The organism is Moraxella bovoculi 237 (assembly GCF_000696305.2).
In the GTDB taxonomy this organism is placed as follows: Bacteria; Pseudomonadota; Gammaproteobacteria; order Pseudomonadales; family Moraxellaceae; genus Moraxella; species Moraxella bovoculi.
This window is the reverse complement of the sequence record NZ_AOMT01000025.1, coordinates 19,498-38,086: the sequence shown is the minus strand read 5'-3', so window position 1 is coordinate 38,086 and position 18,589 is coordinate 19,498. Positions and strand designations below refer to the sequence as shown.

Sequence of the window (18,589 nt, the reverse complement as noted above, 5' to 3'; positions counted from 1 at the left end):
CATGGGCAAAAACTTGACTATTTTACTAGATATTTTGTTCGCATTCAAGAACAAAAGCAGTTTTTATCACTCCTCATCCAGAGATTTTAGCCATTGAGCCTGTTCTTTGGTCGGGGTGAATTTCTCCCACAGGTCGGGGCGACGCGCTTTGGTACGTTTTACTTGTTGAGTGAATCGCCATTTTGCGATATTGGCATGATGACCTGACAGTAGCACATCTGGCACTGCCTTACCTTGAAATTCGATCGGCTTGGTATAATGCGGACAGTCAAGCAGTCCATCCACAAAGCTGTCTTCGACCGCTGACTTATCGTCACCCATCACGGCAGGAATGCGCCGAATGACGCTATCCATCAGCACCATCGCAGGCAGCTCCCCGCCTGTTAATACATAATCACCAATCGACACCTCAACATCGACATAGCATTCCAGCAGACGCTCATCAATGCCTTCATAACGACCACACAGTAGAATCATGCCATCATAATCAGCAAACTCCACCACGCTTGGCTCATCCAGAGTCTTACCTTGCGGCGACATATAGACAACAGGACAAATTGGATCATCGATGCCTTTATCCTTAAGATAATTCGCGGCCTGCTCTTTGGCATGTAAAATCGCACGCTCCAATGGCTCTGCCATCATGACCATACCCGGTCCACCACCAAAGGTGCGCTCGTCGATGCGCTTATAATTATCTGTGGTAAAATCCCGAGGGTTAATCACATGAATGACAGTTTGCTGACGCGTCACTGCGCGGCCTGTGATGCCAAAATCACGCACCGCGCCGAACATCTCTGGCATGATACTAATAACCGCAAAAAACATACCAAATCCGATCCGCTAGTAGTCCGCGCCCCATGCTACGAGCATGGTTTGCTTTTCTAGGTCCACAGCAAGCACAATCTCTTTGTGCCATGGAATCAGTCTATCCTCGGTATCGATGCTGTCTTTGGTCGCTTTGACAGAGATGATCTCATGTGCGCCTGTCTCGAACATCTCTTTAATGATGCCAAGATTCTCGCCTTCTTCGTTAATCACAGTAAGACCAATCAAATCAGACCAATAATACTCATCTTCATCAAGACTAGGAAGATTATCTCGGTGCACCCAAATCGTTGTGCCATTCATGGTCTCAGCGACATTGCGGTCAGGAACCTCAACAAAGCTCGCCACCAAGCCTGCGCCCTGCTCTCGCCAATTCGTCGCCGTCAGCGGCTTAAATCCAGTCGCCGTCTTCATCCACCAAGGCTTCATGGCAAAAACATCAGCGCGATTGTCCGTCTCGCTGAATACCCAAAGCCAGCCTTTGATGCCATAAGGCTTCTTCAAGGTGGCGATTTTGATTAATTCATCGGCATTGGGTGTTTGTACATCGCGGCGTAAATTTGGCTTCGTGGTGATCATATCTTCATCATCTAAAAACGGATAAAATAAAAATCGGCTTGCGAAGAAGTTCTATGAACAACACAAACCGATTTTTTGTTTTAACTATTGGCGTGCGTCAAAGCCACCAATAAGTATTAAGCAGCTTGCTTAGCTTTTACTAGCTGAGCTACACGATCAGAAGGCTGTGCACCTTTAGCGATCCATGCATTGTAAGTATCTAGGTCAATGCGGAAAGCCTCTTCTTGACCACGTGCTAGTGGATTGAAGAAACCGATTTTTTCGATGTGGCGACCGTCGCGTGCAGCACGCTTGTCAGCAACAACTACTTGATAGAAAGGACGTTTTTTTGCGCCGCCACGGGCTAGACGAATAACAACCATGATAACTCTCTTTAAAAAATTAAGTAAAAAAGTTTGTTGCAAGAATTAGGTTAATAATCCTGTCGTCCGAGTTGAGGATGAGCCGATGACAAAACAGAACCATTAAAAAGACTTCAATTATACCAAAATTTGCTCGCCTTTCAAAGTAAAATCTAAAAAATATCGTATTTTTGGCAAATTTTTATCAACATTTCGAAAAGTCGCGAAGCTGTGATACAATTTTCCACATCATAACCTCAATGAACGCCAGAGCAGCCCATGAGTCATCGCCTAAGCCATTTTTTTGCCCATTTGCGCCACCGCCTATATTCTAACACTTGGCAGACGATCTTGGTGGTGATTTTTATCGTATTTGCCAGCGTTTGGCTGTCTGTATGGCTGTTTTGGCGCAGTCTGTATCTACCTGAATTAAAGAACCACGCAAGTTATCTGGCCAGTGAAATTAGGCTCATGGACAGTGTCAGCACCACCTGGCAAGATGATCCTAAAATGATGGCGTGGCTGATTGATAACAGTCATGTTGAGATCATCGATGATCCCAAGCGGTTTCCTGATGTGACCGATAAATTCTTCGTAAGCGACTTAACTGACATATTGGCAAGCGAGATCAGGCGTGAGCTTGGGCGTGAAGTTAAGGTGTTTTTTAAATTCAAGCCAGAACCCAAATTATGGGTACAAGACAGCAAATATCCCAACAGATGGCTGCGCGAGCCTGTGACTTACTATTCTCAGTACAGCACGGGCGTGCTGGCAGGTTTTGCCTTTGGATTGCCGTTCATCACTTTATTAACCATCTGGATGCTGGTGCGCGGATTAAATCGCCCACTTAAAAAACTAGAACGCGCCGCCACAGACTACATTCAACAAGGACACGCCACCACGCTCGCCACCAACAAGGGTCCGCGAGAGATTCGCCAAGTTAATACCGCTTTTAACCGCTTATTCACCACCCTAAACCAAGCCCAAAAGGAACGAACCATCATGCTAGCAGGCATCAGTCATGACCTGCGCACGCCCCTGACCAGAATGCGTCTGACGGCGGAGATGCTGCCCGATGAGTTTTTCCGCGAAGGACTGGTTTATGATATTGAGGACATGGATGCCATCTTAGAGCAGTTCATTTCATTCATGAAGGATGGCTCAGATGAACCTGTGCGCTTGACAAATCTAGACACGATTTTTAAGGAAATTATGGTGCAGTTTACCGATACGCGCTTTATCTATGAAAGTGATGTCAGCCACGATGTGCCTGTTCGCCCGCTGTCAATCAAGCGCCTCATCATCAATCTGGTGAATAACGCCATTCGTTATGGTCGTGAGCCTATTCATATTGGTGCATCGATCCTACCGCCTGCCACTGATGAGGATGCTGGTCTGGAGCTCACTGATCCGCATGCCAAATTCCCCAAGCTCATCATTCATGTCAAAGACGAGGGCGAAGGTGTGGCCGATGATCAGCTAGAGCGCATCATGCAGCCATTTGAGCGCGGAGAGACAGCACGCACCACTCAAGGCAGCGGGTTAGGTCTTGCCATCGTCAATCGAATCGCATGCTTACACCAAGGCGAGGTCGAAGCGATGAATCATCCTGAGGGAGGGCTATATGTCTGCATCAAAATCCCACTCATCACTCAAGTCGTTATCAATGACAATACCGAAGAATAGCGAAAAATAACATAAAACCACCTAAAATCACTTAGGTGGTTTTATGTTATTACTAACTCAATCAAGTCATAAAAGACTTAATCACCAATCAGCACTTTATCGCTTTTGGCTTGGGTCAGTTCATCAGCAACGATATACACGCCCGTTTGCTTAGCTGGCCAATCCATGATAAATCTTGCGCCCTTTAGATCAGGGCTTTCATCAACTTTTAGATTGGCATTGAACCAAAAGGCAATTCGTGAGACGATGGACAGCCCAAGACCGTAACCACCTGATGCGCGAGTACGACTGTCATCAAGACGCGCAAATGGCACAAAGACTTTTTCACGATCCTCTTCCTTGATGCCCTGCCCATCATCTTCAACACTAACAAAGGCGCGCCCTTTCACAACGCCTGTACTAATGATAATGCTACTCTCAGCATATCGCATGGCATTACCTGCCAAGTTCTGTACCACACGATGCAAATAACGCTTGTCTGCCATCGCCTGCGCCTTAGGCGAAGTGATATTCACTAGAACCTTGATGTCCTTACCAAGGGCATTCGTCTCACGCTCAACCTGCTTCACCAGATCACCCAAATCGACCAATTCCCACTCAAGCTTCGGCGAACCTTCTTCCAACTTAGCATAGGTCAAGATCTCATCAATCAACTCATTTAAAGACTCAATGTCTTCATCGATATATTGTTTTTGAAATTGTCTAGACTCATGGTCATCTTCGTCAGCCAGCATATCCACCGCAAAGCGAATACGCGCAACAGGCGTACGAAGCTCATGCGACACCGCACGCGTCAGCTCCCTTTGCGCCTCAATCAAACGCTTGATGTGCTGCGTCATGGCATTAAAAGTAGATGAAAGACGCGCAACATCATCATGCCCCACGACCTGCACACGAGTATTTAGATCACCCTGCATGACACGTTTTAAACCCGCCTGTAGCAACTGTAATCTGCGCTCAAGCGGGAAAATCAAACCATAAACACCCAAACTAATGAGCAATAAACAAATCAAAACCACACTGGCAATCAGATTCAGCGGAAACCAATTAAAAAGATCAATAGGACCAATGACAATAACCGAAGTATCAACTTCTGATGCCACGACAAATGAGATCAATGAGTTTTGAATACCATCGCCGTCTTTATAGAGAATGACTGGCTCATCACGACGAATGCGGGCAATCTGGCTAGAATCAAGACCCACCGAATCTATGGGTCTAATTTGAATAGGATAAGAAAATTTTTGGCTTAAAAACTGCAAGCGCCCTGTCTTAGCCTCAATAGTTGGATAATAAGACAAATCATCCAACAAGAAAATCGTCAATGCACGCACCTGACGCTCACCAACTTGGGATAGCTTAACCGTTAATAGATTATCTTCGCCAGCAATTCGGTGATACATGGTTGATTCTTTGGTGGCGGAGTCATAACGAACCACGGTTTTTTCTTCGTTGAGACGTCTGATTTCACGACCTTTAAATTCAACCGTGTTCATTGGAACAACTGAGAAACTCTCACCAAACAATCGACTGGCATCTGACAGCCAATACTGACGACGACTTGGTTCTTGTTGATGCGCCACGCCCTGACTGATAAGATAGAAAGCGCCCGTAGAGGCTTTCTCGCGATAGGATTGGATACGCTCTTGGTTGATGGTATCTACAAGCAAATAGGCGAAAAAAGCCACTGCAAGGCACACCAATAAAAGCCCTGCATAAATGCGAAAAAAGATACTGCGTTCAGTTAAAGAAATTAGCGCCATAAAAACCAACAATCATCAAAAAAAAATAAAATAAAAGCCAGCATCAGCCAGCTTTTATTTTTGGATACATCATTAGTTGCCTTCTTTGACAAACAAATAACCCTTGCTACGCACGGTTTTGATGCGCTTAGGATTCTCTGGATCATCACCAATCTTTGGACGGATGCGCGAAATGCGAACATCAATCGAACGATCTTGGCCATCGTACTCAATACCACGCAGACGCTCAAAAATATCTTCGCGGGATAAAATTCGACCTGAATTCGAAGCTAATAGCCACAGCAAATCATATTCCGCACTAGTAAAATCAACCAATTCATCATTCAAAGTAACAGAACGACCACCATTATCAATCACCAGATCACCAAACTCTAAGCGTTGTGGCGAATCTACAGAAGGTGCGGTCTCAGAACGGCGAAGCAATGCACGAATACGCGCTAGCAATACTCTTGGCTGGGCAGGCTTGGCGACATAGTCATCCGCACCCATCTCAAGGCCTAATACCTGATCCATGTCTTCGGTACGAGCCGTTAACATCAAAATTGGATTTCGGTAATTTGGTCGTACTTCACGGCAAACTGTCAAACCATCAGATCCAGGCAACATGACATCTAGCACCACTAAATCTGGCTGCTCGCTGACAATGCGACGAATCGCACGCGTGCCATCAGTCTCAATGGCGACATCCAAGCCATTACGTCTTAGATAATCTTGGGTTAGCATTGCCAATCTTTCATCATCTTCAACGATCAAGATTCTAGGAATGTCTTCTTTTTCAGGTGTTGGTGTATTCGTTGTCATGGTTATCCTTAAGCTAAATCATACGATTGCTTTATAAAATACCAACCGATTAAGCACGGTTTTTGTATTTTTGGATGGTTTGTAGCTGCGCTACGGACTCAGCCAATGCAGCCAGTGCAGCGTTCGTCTGAACGGTGTTGTTTTGATTTGCCAATAGTTGTTCAGCTGCGCGGCGTGCTTCAGCAATTTTTGCTTCATCTAGGTCATGTGCGCGTTCAGCAGAATCTGCCAAAACAGTTACGATGCTTGGTTGCACTTCTAGAACACCACCAGATACATAGATGATCTCTTCTGCACCTTCAGCATTTTTTAAGCGTAAAGTGCCTGGTCTTAGCAGGGTAATCAAAGGGGTGTGACCCGCAAGAATACCAATCTCACCATCGTGACCAGCTGCCACTAGAACGCTGATGTCGCCAGCATACAACTCTTCTCGAGCACTTACCACTCGGCATTTAAAAGTTGCCATTATACTCTCCTAATGTTAAGTCTAATGATGGCAATTTCAAGATATATAAAAATTGCCACTAATTTAGCTCACCAAACCAAACCCTAAGGTCTGGTTTGGCTTATCATTAAACTTATGCCGCTTGTAGCTTCTCAGCTTTAGCAATCGCTTCATCAATGCCACCAACCATATAGAATGCTTGTTCTGGCAGATGATCGTACTCACCTTCGATGATCGACTTAAAGCCTGCGATGGTGTCACGTAATGCCACATATTTACCAGGCGCGCCTGTAAATACTTCTGCAACGTGGAAAGGTTGAGACAAGAAACGTTGGATTTTACGTGCACGGTAAACAACCATCTTATCTTCTTCAGACAATTCGTCCATACCCAAGATGGCGATGATGTCTTTTAGTTCTTTATAACGTTGTAGGACTTCTTGCACACCACGGGCTACAGTGTAGTGCTCTTCGCCAATAACTTGTGGATCAAGCTGACGAGATGTTGAGTCTAGTGGGTCAACCGCAGGATAGATACCTTGAGATGCGATGTCACGGCTAAGTACAACTGTTGCGTCCAGGTGAGCAAACGTCGTAGCTGGTGATGGGTCAGTCAAGTCGTCCGCAGGCACGTATACAGCTTGTACAGAAGTAATCGAACCTGATTGAGTAGAGGTAATACGCTCTTGTAGGATACCCATCTCTTCTGCTAATGTAGGCTGATAACCTACCGCAGAAGGCATACGACCTAGTAGTGCCGAAACTTCAGTACCAGCAAGTGTATAACGATAGATGTTGTCAACGAACAATAGAACGTCACGACCTTTACCAGTAGCTTCGTCTTTTTCGTCACGGAAATATTCAGCCATGGTCAAACCAGTCAAGGCAACACGCAAACGGTTTCCTGGTGGCTCATTCATCTGACCGTATACCATCGCAACTTTAGACTTAGTGAAGTCATCGGTGTTTACAACGCCAGCTTCTTGCATCTCGTGGTAGAAGTCGTTACCCTCACGAGTACGCTCACCAACACCCGCGAATACTGATAGACCTGAGTGCTTCAATGCGATGTTGTTAATAAGCTCCATCATGTTAACGGTCTTACCAACACCAGCACCACCGAACAGACCAACTTTACCACCTTTTGCGAATGGGCATAGCAAGTCAATAACTTTAATACCAGTTTCTAGTAGTTCAGTTGAGTTAGATTGCTCATCATAGCTTGGTGCTTCACGGTGAATAGACCATTTTTCTGCAGCGTTTACAGGACCAGCTTCATCGATTGGGCGACCCAATACGTCCATGATACGACCCAAAGTCGCTTGGCCTACTGGCACAGAGATTGGTGCGCCAGTGTTTGACACGCTAAGACCGCGCTTCAAACCTTCGGTTGAACCCATGGCAATGGTACGTACCACGCCATCACCCAACTGCTGCTGTACTTCTAAAGTTGTTTCAGTGCCATCAACACTTAGTGCATCAAAAATTTGAGGCACTTGACCACGGCTAAACTCAACGTCAATTACCGCGCCAATAATCTGCACAATACGACCGCTCATTGCGTTCTCCTATAATTCATTGTTCGGCTAAGAAACAGCGGCAGCACCGCCAACGATTTCCGAAATTTCTCGGGTAATCGCCGCTTGACGCAGCTTGTTATAAACCAACTGTAAATCTTTAATTAAGTTGCCAGCGTTATCCGTCGCAGCTTTCATCGCCACCATACGCGCTGATTGCTCTGAGGCAATGTTTTCAAGCACGGCTTGATAAACGATAGACTCAATATAACGCACCATAAGGCTATCAATGAGGGTCTTAGTATCTGGTTCATAGATGTAATCCCAGCTGTGTGACACACTCATTTCATCATCAGCAAATGTACCTTCTGGTAGTGGCACAAGCTGTGTCACAGAAGGTTTTTGCGTCATGGCGTTGATAAATTTGTTATAAACTAAATAGATGCGATCCAAGCGACCTTCGCTATAATCATCTAGCATCACTTGTACCGGCGTGCTTAGCTGTTCATAGCTTGGGCTATCGCCGTAGTCTGTTAATACTGAGCTTACTTTGCCACCGAAATTCTTAAAGAAGCTTACGCCCTTAGAACCGATAGCAGCAAATTCAATCTCAACAGATTGATCTTGGTATTGTTTGACCGACTTTAGTAGATTTTTAAACAAGTTAATGTTTAGACCACCCGCCAAGCCACGATCTGAAGTAACAACAATAAAACCCACACGATTGACGGGACGGCTCACCATGTATGGGTGCTTATAATCCGATTGTGCTTGTACCAAATGCGTAATCACTCGGGACATACTTTCGGCATAAGGACGACCCATCTCCATGCGCTCTTGAGCTCGGCGCATTTTACTGGCAGCCACCATTTGCATTGCACGCGTAATCTTTTGAGTGCTTTTAATGCTGGTTACTTTTGCACGTATTTCTTTTAAGCTTGCCATAGTTGTTCCAATACTGGACTATCTTAAATAGGGTTTGGTGTGCCAATGATTGACACACCATTCATGTCGCTTAGTAGCTACTTGATGCTTTGAATGACTCAATAGCTGCTTTTAGACGACCTTCAATGTCATCATTATAGTTAGCAGTTTGGTCAATTTCAGTCATCAGTGAAGCATGATCTGCGCGTAGATTGCGTAGAAGTGCTTCTTCGAATGCACCAATCTTCTCAACAGGTACATCAGCTAAGTAACCTTCGTTAGAAGCGTAGATAACAGCCGCTTGGTCAGCGATTGACATTGGGGCATATTGCTTTTGCTTCATTAGTTCGGTTACACGCTCACCGTGCTCAAGCTGTTGTTTGGTAGCATCATCAAGGTCAGATGCAAACTGAGCAAATGCTGCCAATTCACGATACTGTGCTAGTGCGGTACGGATACCACCTGATAGCTTCTTGATGATTTTGGTTTGCGCAGCACCACCAACACGCGATACTGAGATACCAGCGTTCACTGCAGGACGAATACCTGAGTTAAATAGGTTAGATTCAAGGAAAATCTGACCGTCAGTAATAGAAATCACGTTGGTAGGTACGAATGCTGATACGTCACCAGCTTGTGTTTCAATGATTGGTAGTGCAGTTAGTGAACCTGTCTTACCTTTCACTTCACCATTAGTGAACGCTTCTACATAGTCAGCGTTAACGCGCGATGCACGCTCTAGAAGACGTGAATGTAGATAGAATACGTCACCTGGGTATGCTTCACGTCCTGGTGGACGACGTAGTAGTAGTGAGATTTGACGATAAGCAACTGCTTGCTTAGACAGATCATCATACACGATCAATGCATCTTCACCACGGTCACGGAAGTATTCACCCATGGTACAGCCTGAGTAAGGCGCGATGTATTGTAGTGCTGCAGGCTCTGATGCTGAGGCAACAACAACAGTTGTGTATGCCAATGCACCAGTTTCTTCTAACTTGCGTACAACGTTAGCAATGGTCGAACGTTTTTGACCGATTGCTACATACACACACTTAATGCCAGAGTCTTTTTGAGCAATGATGGCGTCGATTGCCAATGCAGTTTTACCTGTTTGTCGGTCACCGATGATAAGCTCACGCTGACCACGACCAATAGGAATCATCGTATCAACAGCTTTATAACCAGTCATAACTGGCTCATCTACTGATTGACGTGCGATAACACCAGGGGCAATTTTTTCGACTTTGTCAGTCAATTTGGCGTTGATAGGACCTTTACCGTCAATTGGGTTGCCTAGCGCATCAACGACACGACCTAGTAGTTCAGGACCTACTGGAACTTCCAAAATACGACCTGTACAGTAAGCTTTTTGACCTTCTTGTAGGCTTAGGTAGTCACCTAGGACAACCGCGCCCACTGAGTCTTGCTCAAGGTTAAGTGCCATGCCATAAACATTGCCCTCAAACTCGATCATCTCACCATACATAGCCTCTTCTAGACCGTGAATCTGCACAATACCATCAGAAACACTGACGATAACGCCTTCAGTTTTTGCAGTTGCGCCTACGTCAAGGTCTTGAATACGCTGCTTAATCAGATTGCTGATTTCGGCTGGATTCAATTGTTGCATTGCCTTGTTTCCTTTAAAATGCCAACTTCATGCTTACGCAGTCAGTTGAGTCTTTAATTGTTTTAACTTACCACGCACTGAGCCATCGGTAAACTTATCGCCCACTTTAATCGTTGCGCCACCCAAAAGCTCTGGATCTACTGCTTCATGCAAAATGACGATCGAACCTGTGGAGATTGCAAGACGCGCTTGCAATGTTTCACGCTGGGCTTCGGTTAATGGATAGGCTGAAGTAACGTAAGCGTCAACCTGTTTTAGCTCTTGTGATTTTAGTTTGCTGTAATGAGTATGAATCTCAGGCAATAAAGCCAGTCTGTCATGTTCTGATAGCTGCTTGGTAAAGTTAACCAATGCGTCAGAAGGTTGATCTGCCGTTTGTGAGCCATAGATATCAATCAAGACGGCAGTCTTTTGCTCTGCAGAAATGGCTGGATTGCTTAGTAATGAAGAAAATGACTCATCACGCACAATACTGCTTGCAATCAATAGGAAATTTTCCCAGTCATTGATTACATTTTGCTCTTTAGCATAGTCAAATGCCGCTTTGGCATATGGTCTTGCTAAGGTGGATAGTTCAGCCATGATTTCCTCTAATTACAGCTTAGCCGCCAACTGGTCTAGCATGTTAGCGTGTTCTTGTTCATTGACTTTGCTTTGCAAAATCTTTTCTGCGCCTAAAACTGCCAATTGAGCAACTTGAGAACGAAGTTGTTCACGAGTTTGAGCAGCTTCTTGCTCAACAGTTGCATGAGCTTGGGCAATGATACGCTCACCCTCTACACGAGCTTGAGCTTTAGCATCTTCAATCATTTGGTTAGCGGTTTTATTCGCACGTTCAATGATAGAAGCGGCTTCAGTTTTTGCGGCAGCAAATTCTTGTTCTACCTGCTGTTCAGCAGAAGCCAAATCTTCTTTGGCTTTCTCGGCGGCGCTAAGGCCTTCCTCGATTTTGCGTTGACGCTCATTGATAGCGCCGATCAGTGGCGGCCATACGAATTTCATGCAAAACCACACGAAAATCGCAAAAGCAACTAACTGACCAAGTAATGTAGCATTAATGTTCATCCAATCACCTCGTTGTTAGTGAAAGTCAGGTGATAGCCAATTCTAGATCGCATCATTGCAGAACAACTCCGCGACCAGAAATGGGCGTTAAACTGACGGTTTCAGCTTATGCGAATGGGTTTGCGAACAATAGTAGCATTGCGATACCAACACCAATCATTGGGATAGCATCCAGAAGACCTGCCACAATAAACATACGAGTTTGAAGTTGTGAGCCTAGTTCTGGTTGACGAGCTGTACTTTCTAGGAATTTACCACCTAGTAGAGCAAAACCGATACCGGTAGCTAGTGCGCCAAGACCGATTAGAATAGCCACTGCAATTAGAGTGTACTGTACGATAACTGGATCCATGATGTCTCCTTAATGACCTATATGAAGGGTTAAAGTTTAAAGGGTTTCAAATTAATGTTCTGCTGTTTGTGAGATGAGCGATAGATAAACAATCGTCAACATCATAAACACGAACGCCTGAAGAGTAATAACCAAAATATGGAAGATTGCCCACGCTAGGTGTAATGGCACAGCTAAGCCCTTGATAAAGAAGCTGTCTGCCATATACATAAGTGCAATCAGAATAAAGATGAGTTCACCGGCATACATGTTACCGAATAAACGCAGACCCAATGAAATCGGTTTTGCAAGCAAAGTTACAATTTCAAGTACCAAGTTAATTGGGATAAGAATCGCTTGTAAAATTGGATTTTTTGCGCTGAATGGATGTAGTGTAAATTCAGCGATAAACCCACCGATGCCTTTGTATTTTAGACCAAAACCAATGATTAGTAAGAACACACCTAATGCCATGCCAAGCGTAATGTTTGGATCGGTACTAGGTACAATCTTGAAGTAAACATGGTGTGGATCTAAGCCAAATACATTAGAACCAACAACTTGGGCGGCGTAAGGAATCCAGTCTACTGGAATCAAATCCATCAAGTTCATCAAGAAAATCCAGACGAAAATCGTCAAAGACAATGGTGCGATGAGCTTTGAAGGACCTTTATAAGATTCGCGAACGCTGTTATCAATGAAGTCAACAATCATCTCAACGAAGGCTTGTAGCTTGGTCGGTACACCAGAAGTTACTTTACGAGCTACTACCCAAAACAGCGCACAAAAAAAGATGCCCAATCCGATAGACCACAGCATTGAGTCCAAGTGAATGGCTTTAAAACCCATTTCTGAGGCTTCAGCGGCATCATAAGCCACTTTCCAACCATGCTCTGGATGATGTCCGAACGTCCAGTTGGTTAAGTGGTGAGCAATATAATCTGAAGATGTCTGTTCGGCTGCCATAATAAGCTTCTTATCTTAAGTCAAACAAAAGATTTGGTGATAAACACCTAATCAGAACTGAAAATCCATGATAAACATCAAAAGGCAACTAAAACTAGCTTACCTCACTTGTCTTATGAATTTATGACACCATTATAAAGCCAAGGTCTGATGGTCTTATCCCTGCTGCAATCAAACTTAGCAAAAATCAATCAAACCTGTAAACGACTCTTAACAATCGCATCAAAAATTTACATTCATAGCTAACTGAGTATCTTACTTCAGTCGGGGCTATATGTAAAGGGAAAATATGACTTTTCTTACCAAAATTTTGCACCCGAATGAATTTTTTCAAAAAAAATACATATTTTGGTGTATATATCAATTTGGTAGAAATCGTCTTTTATTTTAATCGTTAGCGCAATCGCCACATGCTAATAATGTGGTAAAGCTGCATGATAAAATAACCAATAATTACCAACGCCGCTGTTATTGGCTGCTGATAAATAAAAATCAATGCAAATCCCAATAAGCTGATGAGCCACTTAAGCATCTGACCCAAGTACATGTTCAGCATGATTTGCTGTCTTGCTCTTGTGCCCTCGGCACGATAAGCAAAAAAAGTAAACACACTTTGAGCTAAAAAGTGTAATAACGCACCAACAAAAACGCTCTTCGTAGCAATGAAGCCTGCACCCTGAGTCATGTCATAAATCACGCCAAGCCCTGTCAAAAGGAGCACTAGCCATATTTGGCGAGCTTGCGCGGTGTAGATTTGTTTCTTTTGCGTGCGTGATGCTGGACGGCTCATGTCAATCAGCTTTTTTGAGTTATTTTGGCATACCACTGCCCAACAAATAAAATAAACGCACACCAAATAAAATCAAAAATATTGTGTGCGTAAACGCCTGTATTATAAAAACTTTTTTGAATACTAACAAGGGGGTAAACGGCTAATTTTGCGAAAAATTATCATTATTTCTTACAAAAATGCAAACATAAATCAACCGTTTAGCCATTTTCTGAAATTAAATCTAATTTTTCATTGTTTGGCATTGCTTGACGCACAGTCACGAATGGTCAGCGCCAACTCTTGCCACGCATCGATAAAATCCGTGCCATCGCTCATATCCTCTTGGCGGACAACAGTTCCCACATTACCCAATTTATTGACAATGCCATCTGATACCCTGCCTTGCGAAGCGATGCACATGCCAGCCTGTGGGCGTGACTGGGAGAGCAGACGGATTTGGCTTACCTTAGGTGATAAGTGATGATCAGGCGTCAGTGCACCAGCAAATTTAAGGTTGGCACTACGCTCTAGATACTGAAAAGCGTCATGATATGCCCAATAAGGCAATGACTTGGCGCTTAGATTCACTTTGGCGACGGCATCGTCCATGCGTGCTTGGAAGTCCACAGCATTCTGCGCATATTTTTCTTTATGCTCAGGATTGGCATGCGAATGCACCACAGCCAGCGCACGCACGATGGCTTTGGCATTCTCGGGCTCCAGCCAGATATGCGCATCGAAACTGCCGGGTTGGGCAGTACCATCAATATTGCGAAGCGGTAGACGCTCAAAAGCATTAAAATCAAACAGCGAAATTGCATTCGGCGCATCAGACAGCGTATTTACCAAATTCTGCTCAAGCGCCCCGCCAAACCACACAACATAATCGCTATCCACGACCAGTTTTTTGGCGCTTGGGCTAAGCTCGCCATGATGTCCCACATCACCAGCATTAAGTAGAACCTTGGCAGGTGCAGCGTCTTTGGTGACTGCATTAGAAAGTAGTGCCAATGGGTAATTGCTCACACTGACCACACCTGCATGAGCAGTGCCTGCCGCCAATAAAGACACGGCAATGGTGGTTTTTGTAATATTCTTAATGATTGAATTAAATGACATGAAGCACCCTTTCGTGATAACTTTAAATTCTTGAAAATAGGTCGTAGAAACTTAGCTTAGCGATGGCTGGCTTAGTTTAAAATTAGTTATAATATAACATTAATTGGTGATTTTGTCGCTAAATTATTGACAATTTTTTAACAGATTGAAAAACTTTGTCTATGGGCAGCAGTTACATTATAAGGTATAATAGCCTTTAAAATAAATGCTTTATTGGTGATTTTTATTCAAAAACAGCGCCAATTTCCCTATAGCCATCATCATAACACGAACAATACAGCCCAAAGATCCCATTATGACTAATGCACACACCCATCACTGCTCATGCGACCATCATCATAATGTCCATCATCACGATATCGAAGAATGCATCAAAGAAGCCAAGGCGCATTGCGAAGCACAAGGCGTTCGCTTTACACCACTGCGCGAAGAAGTCTATGCTCTTATTTTAGAATCGGATAAGCCGCTTGGCGCTTATGATCTGATCAGCGCATTACAGCTTAGCCGCCAAAATACCGACGCCGCCAGCAAAAACATCGCACCGCCGACGATTTATCGCTCTTTGGAATTTTTGTTGAACGAAGGGCTCATTCATCAGCTTAGCTCATTGAATGCTTATGTGCCCTGTTGTCATCCGCGTTCTAAGCATGCGGCGGCTTTTTTGATTTGTAAATCTTGTAACAGCGTTGAAGAGTGCAGTAACTTGTCAGTTGATAACATCATGGACTTTGCACAGAATGACGCCAGATTCAATGTCGAAAACACCGTCATCGAACTAAAAGGCGTCTGCCGTGACTGCCAAGGCTAAACCTTTATTAAGCCTGACAGACATCGGTTATAAAGTTGGTGATGCCACCTTGTTACACGACATCTCTCTTGATTTGTATCCAGGCGAGATGGTCAGCCTCATCGGTCCAAATGGCGCGGGCAAATCAACGCTTATCAAGCTGATATTGGGTCTGTTAAAGCCCACTTCTGGAAGTATAGACAGTCAAGCGCTTGCGCTGAGTTATGTACCTCAGCGCTTTAGCGTGCCCGAGATTCTACCGCTCCGCGTACAAGACCTGCTGTTTCAAGCCAATCCAAAGCAGCTTACCTGCGATCAAAAGACCTTCGTACTTGATAAGCTATCTATCAAGCCACTCATCCATAAACAAATGAGCCATCTGTCAGGCGGTGAGACTCAGCGCGTACTCATGGCGCGCGCACTACTGGACAAGCCTGACCTGCTCATCTTAGATGAACCGATGCAAGGGCTTGATCCTGAGACAGAAAGCTGGCTTTATCACTTTATTGATGAACTGCCTGATTTTCTAGCTTGTACGATGCTGGTGGTGTCTCACGATCTGCACTGGGTCATGAAAGGCTCTCGGCGTGTCATCTGCTTAAATAAACACATCTGCTGTCAGGGTGAACCCAGTCAGATTGCCATCGCACCTGAATTCACCAGACTGTTTGGGCATTACCAAGCCTACATTCACCATCATGATCACTGTCATCACAATGACAGCTGCGAACATCACGGATAACCGAGCATGACCGACTGGCTTCCCATCATCGCACCTGCTTGGATTGCAGGCGCATTATTGGCTTTATTATCTGCACCGCTTGGATGTTTAGTGCTGTGGCGACGGATGGCTTTTTTTGCCGATACACTGGCGCACGGGGCATTGCTTGGCGTGGCGATTGCTGCATGGCTTAGCTTACCTGCTGACATTGGTATCATCTTGGTGAGCATGCTTGTCGTGGCAGCGCTTGTCTTTATGAATGATAAACGCCTACCTAACGATGCCACGTTGTCCGTCATGGCGGTCATGCTGTTGTGCTTGGGATTATTAACCTTAACCCAACTGACACAGCAGCAGGCGAACGTCCTTGGGTTCTTATTTGGCAATCTGCTTGATGTGAACTGGGCAGATCTACCACGCTTAGCTGTATCGGTAGCGATGGGCGGTGCATTTTTAATGTGGATCTGGAGCAAGCAGGTGAAGCTTGCCACGTCAGAACCTTTGGCACGCATCGCTGGCATCAGCCCAATACAACAGCAGGTCTTCTTTATGGGGCTACTGGCAGGTTTTTGTGCTATTGCCTTGCAAGCGGTGGGCAGTCTGCTCATTAGCGGACTGCTGATTTTGCCCGCTCTGAGTGCACGCCTGCTGGCTGCCTCGCCACGCCAAATGGTCATCATCGCGCTTGTCCTAGCTCAGGTTGGGGTGACGGCAGGGATTTGGGGTAGTGTTTATCTTGATGTGCAGACCGGGCTTGCCATCGTGCTGACCTTGGCAGCGGTGTTTTTTGTCATTTATATCACTCATAAGCTCACCAAAGCTCAAGCCTAACCATCATGCACATTCGCCATCACTTAGATACTTTCACCATCGCTCAGATCAGCGATTTACATTTATCTGCGCACAAACCTATTTACACCGATAAATTTTTGGCGGTACTCAAGCTTGCCTTAGAGCATAAGCCTGATTTATTACTCCTGACAGGCGACTTGGTAAATGATGGCGATACTCATCTTTATGATTGGTTATTTGATAAGCTTCAAAAGATTAACATTCCTTTTGTTTGCTTGGCAGGCAATCATGACATAACGCATGAGATTGGGCATGATTTGCCATTTCACGAACGCCAATTTCTACCCATACAGGCAGATGCTAGGCTGGTGGACACACACCGTCTTATTATTGAACTGCCTGATGCCTGCTGGCAAATTTTATCAGTAAATTCTGCCGTTCATGGGCAGATTTACGGTCATCTAGATGATGACAAACTGCACTTTCTAAGATCACATCTAGCTAATGAGCTGCCCACCATCATCGCCATGCACCATCATCCACTGCCTGTAGGTTCGGCTTGGATAGATGGTCACATCCTTCAAAACCATGATGATTTTTGGCAGGCTCTCACGCCTCACCCTAATATAAAAGCAATCTTATGCGGTCATGTACATCAAGCTCATGAGCTGCCCATACCGACACCATACCCTGCCACACTATATACCTGCCCTGCCACCAGTCGGCAGTTTTTACCGCATTATGTTGACTTTAAGCTAGATGATGTACCTGAGGGTTTGCGCCTGATACACATTTATAACAAAGAAAAACTAGCAACTTTAGTCAAAAGAGTGCAAAATTAGGCGCGAATTTTACGGCTTAATTAATAAATAACCCACCAACCCCACAAGAAACACTTGTAATTCTTGCAATGTTTTGGCAAACTATGGGGCTTTACGGACTTGCAATAGCTTAAATTAGTCATTTTTTAGTTTTGCTTAGAGGATGCTTTTTGGTTGGATGATTTCCAACGCTGTGGCATTTTTTGTGGCGGTGTATTTGCGCTATTCACATCGCCATTCACCAAGTCGCTTAAGGCGCATTTTGAAGGATAAATCAGCGCATGAACAACAAAACTTTCGCCCCTTATGAGCCTGCCAAAGACGAAGAATACATGTCAGACAAGCAGCTTGAGCACTTTCGTTCGCTCTTGTTGGCATGGAAAGGCGAGCTAATGTCTGAAGCTGAGCGCACCAAAGATTACATCAACGAAGAAACGAGCGCGATGGCAGATATCAACGACCGCGCCACTCAAGAAGAAGAGTTCGCGCTCGCCCTACGCACTCGAGACCGTGAGCGCAAGCTAACTCGCAAAATCGACAAATCCATCGCTGAGATCGACACGGGCGATTATGGTTACTGCGAGACCTGCGGCACCGAAATCGGACTAAAACGCCTAGAGGCAAGACCGACCGCCACGCAGTGCATCGACTGCAAGACCTTATCCGAAATGAAAGAAAAGCAAAACCTAGGATAAG

At 44.8% G+C, this 18,589-nt stretch carries 21 protein-coding genes; 6 read left to right on the top strand and 15 right to left on the bottom strand.

Features of this window, described 5'->3' with window-relative positions; genetic code table 11:
• Positions 1-66: 66 nt before the first annotated feature.
• The 3 genes from trmD to rpsP form a co-directional block, all read right to left on the bottom strand.
• Complete coding sequence (gene trmD / locus MBO_RS06560) at positions 67-828, bottom strand: tRNA (guanosine(37)-N1)-methyltransferase TrmD (RefSeq protein ID WP_036365877.1); 762 nt, start codon at positions 826-828, stop codon at positions 67-69.
• Between the two features lie 15 nt (positions 829-843).
• Positions 844-1,407 carry a ribosome maturation factor RimM gene (gene rimM / locus MBO_RS06555; RefSeq protein ID WP_052585350.1) on the bottom strand — a complete coding sequence of 188 codons (564 nt, stop codon included), beginning with the start codon at positions 1,405-1,407 and terminating at the stop codon, positions 844-846.
• Positions 1,408-1,523: 116 nt separating this feature from the next.
• Positions 1,524-1,769: a 30S ribosomal protein S16 gene (gene rpsP, locus MBO_RS06550; protein ID WP_036365874.1), complete on the bottom strand. Its 246-nt coding sequence runs from the start codon at positions 1,767-1,769 to the stop codon at positions 1,524-1,526.
• Between the two features lie 258 nt (positions 1,770-2,027).
• Between rpsP and MBO_RS06545 the strand changes: the two genes are divergently transcribed.
• Positions 2,028-3,434: an ATP-binding protein gene (locus tag MBO_RS06545; RefSeq protein ID WP_036365871.1), complete on the top strand. Its 1,407-nt coding sequence runs from the start codon at positions 2,028-2,030 to the stop codon at positions 3,432-3,434.
• Between the two features lie 77 nt (positions 3,435-3,511).
• Here MBO_RS06545 and MBO_RS06540 read toward each other — a convergent pair whose 3' ends face one another.
• The 12 genes from MBO_RS06540 to MBO_RS06485 all read right to left on the bottom strand — a co-directional run bounded on the left by MBO_RS06540 (position 3,512) and on the right by MBO_RS06485 (position 14,772).
• Positions 3,512-5,197 carry an ATP-binding protein gene (locus MBO_RS06540; RefSeq protein WP_036365868.1) on the bottom strand — a complete coding sequence of 562 codons (1,686 nt, stop codon included), beginning with the start codon at positions 5,195-5,197 and terminating at the stop codon, positions 3,512-3,514.
• Positions 5,198-5,269: 72 nt separating this feature from the next.
• Entirely contained in the window at positions 5,270-5,998 is a 729-nt protein-coding gene (locus MBO_RS06535; RefSeq protein ID WP_036365865.1) for a response regulator, read from the bottom strand.
• A gap of 49 nt (positions 5,999-6,047) precedes the next feature.
• Positions 6,048-6,464, bottom strand: a complete 417-nt coding sequence (locus MBO_RS06530) for a F0F1 ATP synthase subunit epsilon (RefSeq protein WP_036365863.1) — start codon at positions 6,462-6,464, stop codon at positions 6,048-6,050.
• 112 nt (positions 6,465-6,576) lie between these two features.
• Entirely contained in the window at positions 6,577-8,001 is a 1,425-nt protein-coding gene (gene atpD / locus MBO_RS06525; protein ID WP_036365855.1) for a F0F1 ATP synthase subunit beta, read from the bottom strand.
• A 27-nt stretch (positions 8,002-8,028) separates the two neighbouring features.
• Positions 8,029-8,904, bottom strand: a complete 876-nt coding sequence (gene atpG / locus MBO_RS06520) for a F0F1 ATP synthase subunit gamma (RefSeq protein WP_036365853.1) — start codon at positions 8,902-8,904, stop codon at positions 8,029-8,031.
• A gap of 70 nt (positions 8,905-8,974) precedes the next feature.
• A complete protein-coding gene (atpA, locus tag MBO_RS06515) occupies positions 8,975-10,519 on the bottom strand; it encodes a F0F1 ATP synthase subunit alpha (RefSeq protein ID WP_036365850.1) in 1,545 nt (514 codons plus the stop codon).
• 33 nt (positions 10,520-10,552) lie between these two features.
• Entirely contained in the window at positions 10,553-11,101 is a 549-nt protein-coding gene (locus MBO_RS06510; protein ID WP_036365848.1) for a F0F1 ATP synthase subunit delta, read from the bottom strand.
• A 12-nt stretch (positions 11,102-11,113) separates the two neighbouring features.
• Positions 11,114-11,584 carry a F0F1 ATP synthase subunit B gene (locus tag MBO_RS06505; protein ID WP_036365845.1) on the bottom strand — a complete coding sequence of 157 codons (471 nt, stop codon included), beginning with the start codon at positions 11,582-11,584 and terminating at the stop codon, positions 11,114-11,116.
• Positions 11,585-11,690: 106 nt separating this feature from the next.
• Positions 11,691-11,936 carry a F0F1 ATP synthase subunit C gene (atpE, locus tag MBO_RS06500; RefSeq protein ID WP_036365843.1) on the bottom strand — a complete coding sequence of 82 codons (246 nt, stop codon included), beginning with the start codon at positions 11,934-11,936 and terminating at the stop codon, positions 11,691-11,693.
• A gap of 51 nt (positions 11,937-11,987) precedes the next feature.
• On the bottom strand, positions 11,988-12,881 hold the full coding sequence (atpB, locus tag MBO_RS06495; RefSeq protein WP_036365840.1) for a F0F1 ATP synthase subunit A: 894 nt from the start codon (positions 12,879-12,881) through the stop codon (positions 11,988-11,990).
• A 394-nt stretch (positions 12,882-13,275) separates the two neighbouring features.
• Positions 13,276-13,671: an ATP synthase subunit I gene (locus tag MBO_RS06490; RefSeq protein WP_036365837.1), complete on the bottom strand. Its 396-nt coding sequence runs from the start codon at positions 13,669-13,671 to the stop codon at positions 13,276-13,278.
• Positions 13,672-13,902: 231 nt separating this feature from the next.
• Positions 13,903-14,772 carry a metal ABC transporter substrate-binding protein gene (locus MBO_RS06485; RefSeq protein ID WP_080702213.1) on the bottom strand — a complete coding sequence of 290 codons (870 nt, stop codon included), beginning with the start codon at positions 14,770-14,772 and terminating at the stop codon, positions 13,903-13,905.
• 295 nt (positions 14,773-15,067) lie between these two features.
• Here MBO_RS06485 and MBO_RS06480 point away from each other — a divergent pair, with 295 nt between their 5' ends.
• The 5 genes from MBO_RS06480 (at position 15,068) to dksA (ending at position 18,588) form a co-directional block, all read left to right on the top strand.
• Positions 15,068-15,580, top strand: coding sequence for a Fur family transcriptional regulator (locus tag MBO_RS06480; RefSeq protein WP_036365834.1), 513 nt, complete (start codon positions 15,068-15,070; stop codon positions 15,578-15,580).
• The gene (locus MBO_RS06475; protein ID WP_036365832.1) at positions 15,564-16,301 is read left to right on the top strand and encodes a metal ABC transporter ATP-binding protein; all 738 of its coding nucleotides are present in this window, start codon (positions 15,564-15,566) and stop codon (positions 16,299-16,301) included. Before MBO_RS06480 ends, MBO_RS06475 begins: the two co-directional genes overlap by 17 nt.
• 6 nt (positions 16,302-16,307) lie before the next feature.
• Positions 16,308-17,111, top strand: coding sequence for a metal ABC transporter permease (locus tag MBO_RS06470; RefSeq protein ID WP_036365828.1), 804 nt, complete (start codon positions 16,308-16,310; stop codon positions 17,109-17,111).
• 5 nt (positions 17,112-17,116) lie between these two features.
• Entirely contained in the window at positions 17,117-17,914 is a 798-nt protein-coding gene (locus tag MBO_RS06465; RefSeq protein ID WP_052585349.1) for a metallophosphoesterase, read from the top strand.
• Positions 17,915-18,174: 260 nt separating this feature from the next.
• Positions 18,175-18,588 carry an RNA polymerase-binding protein DksA gene (gene dksA / locus MBO_RS06460; RefSeq protein WP_036365821.1) on the top strand — a complete coding sequence of 138 codons (414 nt, stop codon included), beginning with the start codon at positions 18,175-18,177 and terminating at the stop codon, positions 18,586-18,588.
• Position 18,589 lies beyond the last annotated feature (1 nt).